At 65.7% G+C, this 14666-nt stretch carries 11 protein-coding genes and 2 riboswitches; all 11 genes read left to right on the top strand.

Annotated elements, in window-relative coordinates:
• Nucleotide 1 precedes the first annotated feature (1 nt).
• The 11 genes from K3181_RS12705 to K3181_RS12655 all read left to right on the top strand — a co-directional run bounded on the left by K3181_RS12705 (nt 2) and on the right by K3181_RS12655 (nt 14618).
• Nucleotides 2-1048, top strand: coding sequence for a homocysteine S-methyltransferase family protein (locus K3181_RS12705; protein ID WP_221603452.1), 1047 nt, complete (start codon nt 2-4; stop codon nt 1046-1048).
• A 3-nt stretch (nt 1049-1051) separates the two neighbouring features.
• Complete coding sequence (gene metH, locus K3181_RS12700; protein ID WP_221603451.1) at nt 1052-3676, top strand: methionine synthase; 2625 nt, start codon at nt 1052-1054, stop codon at nt 3674-3676.
• Nucleotides 3652-4608 (top strand): sulfite exporter TauE/SafE family protein, encoded by a 957-nt coding sequence (locus tag K3181_RS12695; protein ID WP_221603450.1) that lies wholly within the window; start codon nt 3652-3654, stop codon nt 4606-4608. The genes metH and K3181_RS12695 overlap by 25 nt, the downstream gene beginning before the upstream one ends.
• A gap of 36 nt (nt 4609-4644) precedes the next feature.
• The gene (locus tag K3181_RS12690) at nt 4645-5823 is read left to right on the top strand and encodes a serine hydrolase domain-containing protein (protein ID WP_221603449.1); all 1179 of its coding nucleotides are present in this window, start codon (nt 4645-4647) and stop codon (nt 5821-5823) included.
• Entirely contained in the window at nt 5820-6803 is a 984-nt protein-coding gene (locus K3181_RS12685) for a phytanoyl-CoA dioxygenase family protein (RefSeq protein ID WP_221603448.1), read from the top strand. The genes K3181_RS12690 and K3181_RS12685 overlap by 4 nt, the downstream gene beginning before the upstream one ends.
• 79 nt (nt 6804-6882) lie before the next feature.
• A riboswitch (glycine riboswitch) is annotated at nt 6883-6978 on the top strand.
• Nucleotides 6979-7085: riboswitch (glycine riboswitch) on the top strand.
• A gap of 48 nt (nt 7086-7133) precedes the next feature.
• On the top strand, nt 7134-8309 hold the full coding sequence (gene gcvT / locus K3181_RS12680; RefSeq protein WP_221603532.1) for a glycine cleavage system aminomethyltransferase GcvT: 1176 nt from the start codon (nt 7134-7136) through the stop codon (nt 8307-8309).
• A 5-nt stretch (nt 8310-8314) separates the two neighbouring features.
• Nucleotides 8315-8686 (top strand): glycine cleavage system protein GcvH, encoded by a 372-nt coding sequence (gene gcvH, locus K3181_RS12675; protein WP_221603447.1) that lies wholly within the window; start codon nt 8315-8317, stop codon nt 8684-8686.
• Between the two features lie 93 nt (nt 8687-8779).
• Nucleotides 8780-10147, top strand: coding sequence for an aminomethyl-transferring glycine dehydrogenase subunit GcvPA (gcvPA, locus tag K3181_RS12670; protein WP_221603446.1), 1368 nt, complete (start codon nt 8780-8782; stop codon nt 10145-10147).
• Nucleotides 10144-11715 (top strand): aminomethyl-transferring glycine dehydrogenase subunit GcvPB, encoded by a 1572-nt coding sequence (gene gcvPB / locus K3181_RS12665; RefSeq protein ID WP_221603445.1) that lies wholly within the window; start codon nt 10144-10146, stop codon nt 11713-11715. Before gcvPA ends, gcvPB begins: the two co-directional genes overlap by 4 nt.
• A gap of 94 nt (nt 11716-11809) precedes the next feature.
• On the top strand, nt 11810-13906 hold the full coding sequence (locus K3181_RS12660; protein WP_221603444.1) for an adenylate/guanylate cyclase domain-containing protein: 2097 nt from the start codon (nt 11810-11812) through the stop codon (nt 13904-13906).
• Nucleotides 13893-14618 carry a hypothetical protein gene (locus tag K3181_RS12655; protein ID WP_221603443.1) on the top strand — a complete coding sequence of 242 codons (726 nt, stop codon included), beginning with the start codon at nt 13893-13895 and terminating at the stop codon, nt 14616-14618. The genes K3181_RS12660 and K3181_RS12655 overlap by 14 nt, the downstream gene beginning before the upstream one ends.
• Nucleotides 14619-14666 lie beyond the last annotated feature (48 nt).

The raw sequence follows: 14666 nt of genomic DNA, 5'->3' as shown, positions 1-14666 counted from the left end.
CATGTCCAAGCGACAAGAGTTCGAAGCCGCCGCGGGGCGGCGGATACTGATCAAGGATGGGCCCTACGGCACCGAGATCCAGCGCGCCAAACTCGCGCCGCAAGACTATGCTGGCGATACCGGGCTGGAGCGGGACCAGAAGGGTAACAACGACCTCGTCAATCTGACCCAGCCACAGGTCATCCGGGCCATCTGCGACAGCTATATCGATGCCGGTGCGCATATTCTGGCGACCAACACCTTCAACGCCAACCGCATCAGCCAGGCCGATTACGGCGCGGAACACCTCGTCCACGAGATCAATGTCGCCGCCGCTCGCATCATCCGCGAGGCGATCGACGAAGCAACGGCGAAGGATGACGTGCCGCGCTTCGTCGCGGGCGCGATGGGCCCGACCAACAAGACTCTCTCGCTCTCGCCCGATGTCGAGGACCCGGGTTTTCGCGAGGTCACCTATGACGAGATCGTGGAAGTCTATGTCGAACAGGCGCGCGCGCTGGTAGAGGGCGGAGCCGATTTCATCCTCATCGAGACCGTTTTCGACACGCTCAACTGCAAGGCTGCGATCATGGCGGTCAAGCAGCTTGAGCGCGAACTCGGTCGCGACATCCCGCTGATGATCTCGCTGACCCTCACCGACCTGTCGGGCCGCAACTTGTCAGGCCATACGGTCGAGGCCTTCTGGTACACGGTGCGCCATGCCCAGCCGCTGACGATCGGGCTCAATTGCAGCTTCGGGGCGGAGCAGCTGCGGCCGCATGTCCAGATCCTGTCGGACATAGCCGACACCTATCTGATGGCCTATCCCAATGCGGGGCTGCCCAACGATCTCGGCGAGTATGACGAACTCCCCGAGACCACTGCGGCGCTGATCCGCGTCTGGGCCGACAATGGCCGTGTCAACGCACTTGGCGGCTGCTGCGGCTCTACGCCCGCACATATCGCGGCCATTGCGAAAAAGGTTGCCGGTGTGCCCCCGCGCAAAGTGCCGAACATCGCCCCCGATATGCGCCTTGCCGGTCTTGAACCCTTTACGATTGCTGCCTGATTTATGTCCGACCTGACCACTGCCCGTTTCGTCAATATCGGCGAACGCACCAATGTTACCGGCTCGGCCCGGTTCAAGAAGCTGATCCTCAACGATGACTACGAATCGGCCGTCGAGGTCGCGCGCGACCAGGTGGAGAACGGCGCGCAGGTGATCGACGTCAATATGGACGAGGGTCTGCTCGACGCCGAAAAGGCGATGACCACCTTCCTCAAGCTGATCGCTGCCGAACCCGATATCGCGCGGGTGCCGGTGATGATCGACAGCTCGAAATTCGAGGTTATCGAGGCGGGGCTCAAATGCGTCTCGGGCAAGCCGATCGTCAATTCGATCAGCATGAAGGAAGGCGAGGAGCCCTTCCTCGAGCATGCCCGCACATGCATGGATTACGGCGCCGCGGTGGTCGTCATGGCCTTCGACGAGACCGGCCAGGCCGACACCAAGGAGCGCAAGGTCGAAATCTGCGCGCGCGCCTACGAATTGCTGACCGGGATCGGCTTCCCGCCAGAAGACATCATCTTCGACCCCAACATCTTCGCCGTCGCGACGGGGATCGAGGAACACGACCGCTACGGGCTCGACTTCATCGAGGCGGTGGCGGAGATCAAGCAGCGCTGCCCGCATGCCAAGACCAGCGGCGGCCTGTCGAACCTCAGCTTCAGCTTCCGCGGCAACGAGACCGTGCGCCGCGCGATGCACTCGGTGTTCCTCTACCACGCGATTCCCGCCGGGCTCGACATGGCGATCGTCAACGCCGGCCAGCTCGACGTTTACGACCAGATCGACCCGCAACTGCGCGAGGCTTGCGAGGACGTGATCCTCATGCGCCGCCCGGACGCGACCGAGCGGCTGATCGAACTTGCAGAAAGCTATCGCGGCAAGAGCGCGGCGGACGAGAAGGCCGCCGAGGAATGGCGCGGCTGGGACGTGAAGCGCCGTCTCGAACACGCGCTGGTCAAGGGCATCGACGCGTATGTGGTCGACGATACCGAGGAAGCGCGCGAACTGGTCGCGGCCTCTGGAGGGCGCCCGATCGAGGTCATCGAGGGCCCGCTGATGGACGGCATGAACGTCGTCGGCGACCTGTTCGGCAGCGGCAAGATGTTCCTGCCCCAAGTGGTGAAATCGGCGCGCGTGATGAAGAAGGCGGTCGCGCATCTCATCCCCTTCATCGAGGCGGAGAAGGAAGCGAGCGGGCTGGCAGACCAGTCGAAGGGCAAGATCGTGATGGCTACGGTCAAGGGCGACGTCCACGATATCGGCAAGAACATCGTCGGCGTGGTGCTGCAGTGCAATGGCTACGAGGTGATCGACCTCGGCGTCATGGTGCCCTGGGCGCAGATCCTGCAGGCGGCGAACGAGAACGGCGCCGACATGATCGGCCTGTCGGGCCTCATCACGCCTTCGCTCGACGAGATGGTCACGGTGGCACAGGAAATGCAGGCGGCGGGTCTCACCATGCCGCTGCTGATTGGCGGGGCGACGACCAGCAAGGTCCACACCGCGCTGCGGATCGACCCGGCCTATGACGGACCGGTAATCCACGTCCTAGACGCGAGCCGCGCGGTCGGCGTGGCCAGCCGTCTGTTGTCGGACACGCAGCGCGACGAGTTCGTCGAGAGCACCGCCACAGAATACGTCAAGGTCCGCGAGGCGCGTGAAGGCAAAGCCCAGAGCGTTCTGCTCAGCCTGGAGGAGGCGCGGGCGAATTTCTTCGACGCCTATCTAAGCGACAAGGCCGCGCCGCCGCTCAAGCCAGGTCTCCACGCTTTCGACGACTGGGATCTTGCCGACCTGCGCGAGTATATCGACTGGACGCCGTTCTTCCGCGCTTGGGAACTCCATGGCACCTATCCCAAGATCCTCGACGACGAAGTGGTCGGGGAGACCGCGCGCCAGCTGAAGGCCGATGCCGATGCCATGCTCGACCGGATCGTCGGTGAGAAATGGCTCACCGCCAAGGGCGTTGCGGGCTTCTGGCCCTGCGCGCGCGATGGCGACGACGTGACCATCCACGATGCCGAGGGCGAAACGCATACCGTGCTGCCCTTCCTGCGCCAGCAGGTGAAGAAAAGCCGCGACCGGGCGAATATGTGTCTCGCCGATTTCATCGACCCGGCGGGTGATTGGATCGGCGGTTTCGCGGTCGGCATCCACGGCATCGAGACTCATTCGCAAGCCTTCCTCGCCGACAAGGACGATTATTCGGACATCTTGCTGAAGGCGCTGGCCGACCGTTTCGCGGAGGCCTTCGCCGAGCGGCTCCACCAGCATGTCCGCACCGATCTGTGGGGTTATGCGCCGCAGGAACAGCTCACCAACGAAGCGCTGATCAAGGAACAGTATCGCGGCATCCGCCCGGCGCCCGGATACCCTGCCTGCCCCGACCACAGTCTCAAGCCGATTCTCTTCGAGCTGCTCGATGCCGAAGCGAACACCGGCATCAAGCTGACCGAGAATTTCGCCATGTATCCCACCGCGGCGGTCAGCGGCTTCTATTTCGGCCATCCCGAAGCGCAGTATTTCGGCGTCGCGCGGATCGGGCGCGACCAGCTCGAAGACTATGCGCGACGGCGCGGGGTCGATATGGCGACCGCCGAACGATGGCTTCGCCCCAACCTAGACTGAACCGCGTCCAGCCGACCCTGGCGCACAGCTCGCGCCTTGCCCTGATCGGCGGGGCGGTGCTGCTTGCCGCCTATGCGTCGCTGTGGTGGCTGGTTCCACGCGACCCGGCTCTGCTCGAGCGGTTGCGGTTCCTGCCCGGTGTCGGCGTCGTCGGCGCGATCATCGCCAATGCCAGCGGAACGGGCGGCGGAGTTGTCTTCGTGCCGGTGTTCAACGCGCTGCGCGAGCTTGGCACCATGGCGCTCGACCCGCTGCAAGTGGTCGCGGTGTCGATGGGCATCCAGGCCTTCGGAATGAGCCTCGGGGGGCTGCGATGGACCGACCGGCTCTATCACCAGCATGTGCCCGCCGCGCTCGAGGCGCGCGCGAGGCCGCGCGACTACTGGCTGGTCTGCGGTGCAGTGCTGGCGCTCTCGCTGCCGGCGATGCTGGCGACGCAGCGCCTCTTGGCCTTCGATGCGCATGCGGTCCTGCTCGGCTACAAGAGCTTCTCGATCCTGCTCGGCCTGGCGCTGATCGTCGCCACCTGGACCGTGAACCGCACCGCGCCCGAACGCATCGAGCTAGCAAAAATCGACCTTGTCGTGCTGCTCCTGATCGCGATCCCCGGCGGGGCAATCACCGCGCTGTTCTCGGTCGGGATCGGCGAGCTGGTCGCCTTCTACCTCTTCCTGCGGCATTACCCGATGGTGCTGTGCGTGGGCACGGCCTGCGTTATCTCCTCGATCAGCTGTATCACCGGGCTGGTCTGGCATGTCGAGGAGGGCACGGTGCAGTGGGAGGTGGTCCTGCTTGCCGCGCCCGGCGCCATGCTCGGGGCCTTCCTCGCGCGCCCGATCGCGCTCTGGCTCGGCGCACGGAGACTGAAGACGGCTGGCGGGGCATGGATCGTGTTCTCCGCCCTCTACCTCGTCTGGCTCAACTGGCGCTGATTGACTTGGCGCACGGGGGCAGGGCATCCAAGCGCGATGCGCAAAGCCCTGCTCGCCGCCGCTCTCTCGCTCGCCGGATGCACCACCGTGGCTGGGCCTGATCGCGCGAAGCCGGCCGCGGTCGCCGTCGTGTTCGATCGCGAGACTGCGACACCCACAATCGTCGAGGGACTGGCGGACCGCGAAACCGGGCGAGCCGTCGAGGCCAACGATCCGGTGCGGATCGCCAGCATTTCCAAGCTGGTCATGGCCTTGGCGACGCTGCGGCTGGTCGAGGAAGGCAAAGTCGATCTCGGCACCGACGTGTCGAACTATCTCGGCTGGCCGCTGCGCAATCCGCGTTTTCCGGAGGCGCGTGTCACACTGGGTCAACTGCTCCGGCACCGGTCGGGACTGCGCGACGATGCAGGTTACGTGATCCCGCTGGGTGAGAGCCTGCAGGCGAAGCTTGCCAATCCGCGCGCCTGGTACGCCGATGCGCCTCCCGGCGAGGCGCCGTTCGAATATGCCAATCTCGGCTCGCCCGTGGTGGCGACGGTGCTCGAGGCGGCGAGCGGAGAGCGCTACGACCGGCTGGTCGAGCGCGCGGTGTTCGCACCGCTCGGCATCGAGGCATGCCTCAACTGGATCGGCTGTTCGGAAGAAATGGCCGAGAGGGCCGTCATCCTCTACCGCAGCACCGGCGAGGTGGCGCGCGACCATGCCGCCGACCGCCCCCCGCATTGCACGATCCCCGTCGCGGATGGCGAGGCCTGTTCCCTTGAGGACTATGTCCCCGGCACCAATGCCTCGATCTTCTCGCCCCAGGGCGGGGTACGCATCGGCATGATGGATCTGGCGAAGCTCGGGCAAGCATTGATCCAGACGTCGCGGCCGGGCGTATTTTCCGGACGCGTGCTGGCCGAACTCATTTTCTCGATGATGGCGACGCCGACAGATGCGGATTTCTTCTGCGGCTATGGCGCCGGCATCCAGATGATCGAGGTACCGGGGCACGGTTGCAACGATACGCTGTTCGGCGACGGGCGCCCCCGCATCGGCCACGCGGGCGAAGCCTACGGCCTGCGCTCGGGCCTGTGGATGGACGTGGAGGGTGGTCGCGGCATGGCCTATTTCGTCACCGCCGTGCCCGAGCCCGTCGAGGAAGACAGCGGCGGGTTCGCCCCCGAAGAGGTTGCGCTCGTGCGCCGTGCACTGGCGGCGTCCGATCGATGAGCGAGGTCGGCGCCGAACTCGACGTGGCGTGCCTCGAGGAGTTCTGGGCGAGCCACGTCGAAGGAGCGATGAAGCTCGACGAGAAGGTCGTCAAACTGCTGCTCGACACACTCGGCCTCGGCAACCAGCAGGCCTATCGCAAGCTGATCCTCGAACGGCCTTCCTTTCCCGAGTTCACCCGCTGGATTGTCGAGACGGCGGGCCTGCCCGACCCCGTGCTGGTCGACCGCTTCCATGCCTGGCTCTACGAGATCGAGCCCGGCGAGGAAGCGAAGGCCCGGCTCGCCGCGATCAAGAACGCCGAAGCAGTATTCGACGAAGCGGCGCTGCGCCACTGGGACGAGCATGGCTATGTCGTGCTGCCCGACGCCATCGGACCCGACGAAATCGCTGCCGTCCGCGACCTCGTCTGGGCGGAAGTGGGTGGTACGCCGGACGATCCCGACAGCTGGTACTCCCCGCGCGAGGACGGGATCATGGTCGCCCGTTTCCAGCATCCCGTGCTGGAGGCAGCGCGTCGCTCTCCCCGCATCATGAAGGCCTTCGCGCAATTGTGGGAGACCGAGAACCTGTGGTGCACGATCGATCGCATAGGCTTCAATCCGCCCGAGCGGCCGGGTCACGAATTTGCTGGGTCCGACCTGCACTGGGACGTCAGCCTTGCGCAGCCGATCCCCTTCGGGACGCAGGCCGTACTCTACCTCGTGGACACGAGCGCCGACATGGGTGCCTTTCGCTGCGTGCCCGGCTTCCACAAGCGGATCGAGGACTGGCTGGACGAAATGGGACCGGATTCCGACCCGCGCGCGGTCGACCTCCATGCCGGTCAGCACCACGTGGCCGGCCGCGCGGGCGATCTGGTCGTCTGGCGGCAGGACCTGCCGCACGGCGCCAGCCCCAATCGCTCCGACCGGCCGCGCCTGGCGCAATATCTCAACTTCTATTCGCCCGACATGGTGATCCACCAGCGTTGGCGCTAAAAACCGGGGGCAGGCGGATTGACGCCCTCATCGCTTTCGCGCAGGGCATTTCGCGTCGGCGGTGGAAGCGATTCTGCCGCGGGCGCGCACGGGAGAGACCGGCTGGCGATGTCCATCCGGCGCCGAAGGAGCAACCGCCCCGGAAACTCTCAGGCCTCAGGACCGTGCGTTGCCATCGACACTCTGGAAAGCGTCCCGAGCAATTCGCGCCCGGGGCCACCGAAGGGGTAAGCGCGCTCATCTGCGTGCCAGTCTCTCAGGTTTCCCGACAGAGGGGGCATGGATTTTCGCCGCTCCGGCAACGGGGCCGCCATGCTGTCGGGATTGTTGATGAGCGACCAGGAAGACTTCGAAGAGCCGGAAATCGAGACGTTGCCGCTCGATGCGTGGCACCGCCGCAAGGGTGCGCGCATGGTGGCCTTTGCGGGCTACCACATGCCGATCCAGTTCGAGGGCATCGTCGCCGAGCACAACTGGACGCGCAACCAGGCGGGCCTGTTCGACGTCAGCCACATGGGCCAGCTGATGGTCACTGGCGACAAGGCGGCCGAGGAGCTCGAAAAGCTGCTCCCCGGCGCGATCGCCTCGCTCAAGCCGGGCAAGGTGCGCTATTCGCTGCTGGTCGACGAGGATGGCGGCATCCGCGACGATCTCATGGTCACCAACGCCACTCCGTGGATCGAGGGTGACGAAGAGCAAGGCACGGAAGGGCATTGGGGCGAGCCGGCCTACTACCTCGTCGTCAACGGCGCGACCAAGTGGGACGACATCGGCCACCTGCGCGAGCATCTCGACGACGCTGTGACGCTCACCCACATGGACGACCAGGCGCTGGTCGCGCTGCAGGGCCCAAATGCGGCAACCGCGCTCAACCGCGTCATGCGCAACGTCATCGACGACATGGTCTTCATGGAAAGCGTGACCCACGATTTCGGCGAATGGCCGCTGCGCATCACGCGCTCGGGGTACACCGGCGAAGACGGCTTCGAGATCTCGGTCCCGGCCGAATTCGCCGAGGCTCTCGCCGACCGGCTCTGCGCCGAAATCGAAGTGCGCCCGATCGGCCTCGGCGCGCGCGACAGCCTGCGCCTCGAGGCGGGCCTGCCGCTCTACGGCCACGATATCACCACCGAGACCGACCCGGTGTCCGCCGATCTCGGTTTCGCGCTGACCAGGAAGCGTCGCGAGGAAGGTGGCTGGATGGGCCACGAGAAGGTGATGAAGGTGCTCGCCGACGGCCCCGCGCAGAAGCGCGTCGGCCTCGCCATCGAAGGCCGCATGCCCGCCCGCGAAGGCGCTCTCATCTACTCGGGCGACAAGCAGGTCGGTCGCGTCACCTCGGGCGGCTTCTCGCCTACGCTCGAACGGCCCATCGCCATGGGTTACGTCGACACCGCGCTGGCCGAAGAGGGAACCGATCTCGAGGTCGAGGTTCGTAACAAGAGACTGCCCGCGAAGGTCGCCAAGCTGCCCTTCGTCCCCCATCGCTATCACAGAGGGAAATGATCGAAATGGCCCGATACTTCACCGACGAGCATGAATGGATCGACGTCGAGGGCGACACCGCCACCGTCGGCATCACCGATTACGCACAAGGCCAGCTGGGTGACATCGTCTTCGTCGAACTGCCTGACGTCGGCACCGTGATCGACAAGGGCAAGGATGCCGCCGTGGTCGAAAGCGTAAAGGCGGCGAGCGACGTCTACGCGCCGATCAGCGGCGAGGTGGTGGAAACCAACGGTGCGCTCGAAGACGATCCAGCGCTGGTCAACACCTCGCCCGAGGAAGACGGCTGGTTCTTCAAGATGACGATCGGCGACAAGTCGCAGTTCGAAGGACTGATGGACGAGACCGCCTACAAGAGTTTCTGCGACGGGCTCTAGGCACCCGAACCCCGGCGTAGGCTGGGGTCTCTTTCGGCCGAGCGCCAAACTGCATGAGGCCCCAGCCTTTGCTGGGACGCACAAGGGACTGAAATGCGCTACCTACCCCTGACCGATACCGACCGTTCGGCGATGCTCGATGTGATCGGCGCGCCCGATGTGGACGCGCTGTTCGTCGATGTGCCCGAGGAGGCCCGGCTCAACGGCCCGATCGAGGGGCTGCCGATGCACGCCAGCGAGATGGCGGTCGAAAAGCACATGCGGCGGCTGTCGAAGAAGAACCTCGCGGCGGCAGATGCGGCCTTCTTCCTCGGGGCAGGCGCCTACAAGCATCACATCCCGGCCTCCGTCGACCACATCATCCAGCGCGGCGAGTTCCTGACCGCCTATACGCCCTACCAGCCCGAGATCGCGCAGGGCACGCTGCAGATGCTGTTCGAGTTCCAGACGCAGGTCGCGCGGCTCTATGGCTGCGCGGTGGCGAACGCCTCGATGTACGACGGCTCGACCGCCTGCTGGGAAGCGGTGGCGATGGCCGGGCGCGTGGCGCGCGGCAAGAAGCGCAAGGTCGTGCTCTCGGGCGCGCTGCACCCGCACTATGCCGAGGTCGTCAGGACCATGGCCAAGTTCACCGACGACGAGATCGCCGGCGGCCCGCCGAGCCTGACGCCCAAGCCCGACGACGACGGCCTCATCGCCCGGATCGACGAGGATACGAGCTGCGTCGTGGTGCAATATCCCGACATTCTCGGCCGCCTGCCCGACCTCGCGAAGATCGCCAAGGCGGCGCATGAGAAGGGTGCATTGCTGATCGCCGTCAACACCGAACCGGTTGCGCTGGGCGCGGTCGCCTCGCCAGGCGAGTTGGGCGCCGACATCGTCGTCGGCGAGGGTCAGGCGATCGGCGTCGGCCTGCAATTCGGCGGCCCCTATCTCGGGCTCTTCGCAGTGCGCGACGAGAAGCACGTTCGCATGATGCCGGGCCGTCTGTGCGGCGAGACGCAGGATGCCGAAGGCAAGCGCGGTTTCGTGCTGACGCTCTCGACCCGCGAGCAGCATATCCGCCGCGAGAAGGCGACCTCGAACATCTGCACCAATTCGGGCCTCTGCGCGCTCGCCTTCAGCGTCCACATGACGCTGCTGGGCGAAAAGGGCCTCCGCCGGCTGGCGATGGAGAACCACCGCCTCGCCTGCCTCGCCGCCGACCGGCTGGCCAAGGTGCCCGGCGTCACGGTGCTCAACGACAGCTTTTTCAACGAGTTCACCCTTCTGCTCGAGGGCGACGCTCGCGGCATCGTGCGCGACCTGACCAAACGCGACATCCTCGCGGGCGTTTCGCTCGGCCGCCTGTTCCCGGGCAATGACGGCCTCGCCAACGGCCTGCTCGTCGCGGTCACCGAAACCACCACCGAGGAGGATGTGGAAACGCTTGCCTCCGCACTCGAGGAGGTGCTGGCATGAGCACGCCCAACGCATCGGGCTGGAAGCCCGGCACGCCGGTCGAAGGCCACAACGCAATGAGTGGTCCCGACACCGCCACCGGCAACCGCGCGCTGATGCTCGAAGAACCGCTGCTGTTCGAAATCGGCCATGTCGAGACGACCGGCGTCGACCTGCCCGAGCCGAAGGGCGGGACCAACCGCCTCGGCGGCTTCGACCGCGAGGCTGCGATCGGCCTTCCTGGCCTTTCCGAGCCCGAAACGATCCGGCACTACACCCGGCTAAGCCGCCAGAACTACGCGATCGACCTCGGACTCTTCCCGCTGGGCTCGTGCACGATGAAGCACAACCCGCGTCTCAACGAGAAGATCGCGCGCATGCCCGGCTTCGCCGACGTGCACCCGCTGCAGCCGGTCGACACCGTCCGCGGCGCTTTGGAAGTGATCAACGAACTCGCTTTCTGGCTGCTCGACCTCACCGGCATGCACGGCGTCGCGATGAGCCCCAAGGCGGGCGCGCATGGCGAACTGTGCGGTATCCTGTGCATTCGCGCCGCGCTCGAAGCGCGCGGCGATGCGCGCGAGGTGATCCTGGTGCCGGAGAGCGCGCATGGCACCAATCCCGCCACCGCCGCCTTCGCCGGCTACAAGGTCGAGGATATTCCCGCGACGCCCGAGGGACGCGTCGATCTCGAAGCCCTGAAGGCCCGCCTCGGCCCCGACGTCGCCGGCGTGATGATCACCAATCCGAACACATGCGGGCTGTTCGAGCGCGACATGAAGGCGATTTCCGACGCGGTCCATGCGGCGGGCGGCTTCGTTTATTGCGACGGCGCGAACTTCAACGCCATCGTCGGCAAGGTCCGCCCCGGCGACCTCGGCGTCGATGCGATGCACATCAATCTGCACAAGACCTTCTCCACCCCGCATGGCGGCGGCGGACCGGGTTCGGGGCCGGTGGTGCTGTCCGAAGCGCTCAGCCCCTATGGCCCGCTGCCCTTCACCGCGCGCGACGGGGATGGCATCGTCCACCTCGTCGAGGAAGAGAACGCTGCCGAATTCGAGCACACCAAGGCCTTCGGCCGGATGACCGCGTTCCACGGCCAGATGGGCATGTTCACCCGCGCGCTCGCCTATATCCTCAGCCACGGCGCCGACGGGCTGAAGCAGGTCGCCGAGGATGCCGTGCTCAATGCCAACTATGTGTTGCGCAGCCTGGAGGATATGCTCGATGCGCCCTTCGGGCCGAGCGGGCCCTGCATGCATGAGGCACTGTTCAGCGATAAGGGTTTCGCCGAAGGGCTCTCGACACTCGATCTCGCCAAGGCGATGATCGACGAGGGATACCACCCGATGACCATGTATTTCCCGCTGGTCGTCCACGGCGCGATGCTGGTCGAACCGACCGAAACCGAGAGCAAGGCCGCGCTCGACCAGTTCATAGTCGCGCTGCGCAGCGTTGCCGAACGGGCCAAGGCGGGCGACGAGAGCCTCAAGACTGCGCCGCATTACGCGCCGCGCCGCCGACTCGACGAAACGCAGGCGGCGAGAAGGCCGGTGCTGGCATGGAACGATCCCAGCATGGCGTGACGCGAACAGGGGTTGCGAGCTTGCGCGACTGCTCTAGAAGCACCGGATAACACAAGAAAAAAGGGTCGTTCGATGCACCGCGGGGAGGCGGGAGTTGGACGAGGGTAAGGGCGACAATCTGTTGATTCGCGGCTGGCGCAATGTGCGCGAGGCCGGACCGCGTCGTCTCGCCCTGACTGCGTTGCTTGTGCTCGCTGCACTGCTTGTGGCGCGCTACAGCTGGGACATTCCTGCCGACGTCGTGCCCCACGACATGCGTACCGAGGGGGCGGAGGATGTTGCGCTCAAGACGCCCGGCACCGGCGATGCCGAGCGCGCCCTATACGATCTGCGCAGTTCGCTGCTGGCTCAGAAGATCGAACAGGACGATCGCATCACCATGGTCGTCTATGACGACCAGACGCTGATCAATGCACGCAAGCGCTCGCCGCTCGATCGCGGCATGCTGGCGCGGGCGCTGCGCGTGATCGACGACATGCACCCCAAGGCGATCGGCCTCGATATCCTGTTCGACCAGCCGCAGGACGAGGATGCCGAACTGCTCGCCACGCTGCGCGCGATGAAGACGCCGACGCTGGTCGGCTATGCCAATTTCGCCACCAACGAGAACGACATCGTCTACGACCAGCAGGTCTATCTCGAGCAATTCCTCGCACAGCTCGAAGGCAGCAATGCGAGGCCCGCGAGCATCCGCCTCGACAATACCCACGGCGTGACGCGCAAGTGGCCCAGCATCGAACCCGACCTGCCGCCGGTGCTCGGCCGGGCAATGCTGCGCGCGGCGGGGGAAGGCGACAAGAGCTTCCCAGGCTACGAAGGCTCGCTGCGTTACCGCCACCCGGCGTTCGAGAACGAGCCCATGTACGGGCGCCTGCAGATCGACAATTTCCTCGACCCTGTCCTGATGGAGATCCCCGAGGTCCGTGCCATGCTGCGCGAGCAGATCGAAGGCCGCTATGTCCTCGTCGGTGGAGACATCATCGACTACGACCGCGTCCAGACAACGCTGTCGAGCGTGATCGGCGAGAACCCCGCCGGGCTGCGCGTCCATGCCGACATGATCGCGCAGATGCTCGATGGCGACCGGCGCCCGCAGGTGTCCGACCTCACACTGTGGCTGATGGCGGTGTTGGTGGTGACGACAGCCGTACTCACCGGTCTGCTCGAATGGGGCAGCTGGCGCATCTACCTCCTGCTGACGGGGCAGTTCGCCACCTTCATCGGGGTGCCCTTCGTGCTCGAATGGCGGGGTGTCGACACGCTCGGCGTGCCCGCGGCCGGATGGCTGCTCGGCTGGATCATCGCCTTCTCAGCGGTGGTCTCGGCCGCGCGGGCGAGCGGCGCGGTGCAGCGCAATTTCGCGCAAGGCGCTTTGGGCAAGTACCTGCCGCGCGAAATGGCGCAGGAAATCCTCGAGCACCCGAAGCTCCTCTCGCTCCATGGCGAAAAAAAGGAGCTGTTCGTCCTGTTCTCAGACCTCGAAGGCTTCACCAAGATGAGCCATGCGATCGAGCCGGAAATGGTCGCCAAGCTGCTCAATCGCTATCTCGACCTGCTGTCCGATGTCGTGCTCGACCACGGCGGCGTGATCGACAAGTTCGTCGGAGACGCCGTGGTCGCATTCTGGGGCGCGCCGATCGCCCGCCCCGACGATGGCGAGCGCGCGGCGCGCGCCGGCTATGCGCTCTGGCAGGCGGGCGAGGCCTTCCGCGAGGAGGTTGCGGCGATGGACGCAGGCCTGCCCAAGATCGGCAAGACGCGCGTCGGGCTGCACTGGGGCGAGGCGGTGGTCGGCAATTTCGGCGGCGACAACCGCATCCAGTATACCGCGCTGGGCGACAGCATGAACACCGCCGCGCGGCTCGAGGCGGCCAACAAGGCGCTCGAATCGAGCGTCATGGCCAGTCGCGAATTCGCCGAACGCTCGACGCTCGATTGGTGGCGGCCGATGGGGCGCGTGGTCTTGCGTGGGCGGGCGAAGCCGGTCGAACTGATGGAGCCCGCGCCCGATTTTCCCGCCGAAGACCGCGAGCGTCTGGCGCAAGCATACAAGCTGTCGCGCGAAGGCGATGCTAGCTCTGTCGACATCGTCAGCGAAGTGGCCAGTCGTCATCCGGCTGACCGCGCGCTGCAAAACCTGTTATATCGAATGCAGAATCTGGGTGAGGGAGCGGTATATGTCCTCGGTTAAGGCACTTTTCGCAAGGGGTGCGATCGCGATCGCCGCCATCGGCTTTCTGGGCACGACGGCGGCGCAGGCCGGGGTCGTGGTCAAGTCGAGCGGCCCCTCGGCGGGAAGCTACCCTGTCGGCAAGAAGCTCGACGATGCGGCCAGCGTCACGCTCAAGAACGGTGACAGCATCACCGTGCTGACCGATAGCGGGACGCGAGTCATCACCGGACCGGGCACGCACCGCGTGGGCGAACGGGGGGCGAGCAAGCGGACGGCCTTCGCCATGCTCACTCGCCAGCGATCGGGCGCCCGGGTGCGGACGGGTGCGGTTCGCGGCGGCCCGGCGGGCACTGCCAGCAACCCCAATTTGTGGAACGTCGACACCAGCAAGCCGGGCAAGGTCTGCTTGCCCGCAGGCGATACGATCACCTTCTGGCGTCCCGCAGTCGAGGGCGAGGAGACTTGGGTGCTCGGGTCGGCGGTGTCCGATTTCCATGTCCATGTGAAGTTCGACGACGGCGACTCCACCGCATCGCTCAATGCCGAAGAACTGCCGCTGTCGCAGAACCGCCTTTACGATCTTTCGGGGCCGGCGGGCGGCGCCAAGCAGCGAATGGAATTCGTCGCTCTGACAAGCACGCCCGACAATGCGGAGGACCTGGCGGTGATGCTGGCCGACAACGGCTGCACCGGCCAACTCGACCTGCTGAGCGACAAGCTGGCAAGCTAGCCGGCAACCGGTGGCCCCGCGGATACGGGGCAGGGGGCTGTCGCAGGG

The organism is Qipengyuania mesophila (genome assembly GCF_019711655.1).
Classification (GTDB): domain Bacteria; phylum Pseudomonadota; class Alphaproteobacteria; order Sphingomonadales; family Sphingomonadaceae; genus Qipengyuania; species Qipengyuania mesophila.
Note: the sequence above shows the minus strand (reverse complement) of the source record. Positions and strands in the feature narration are given on the sequence as shown.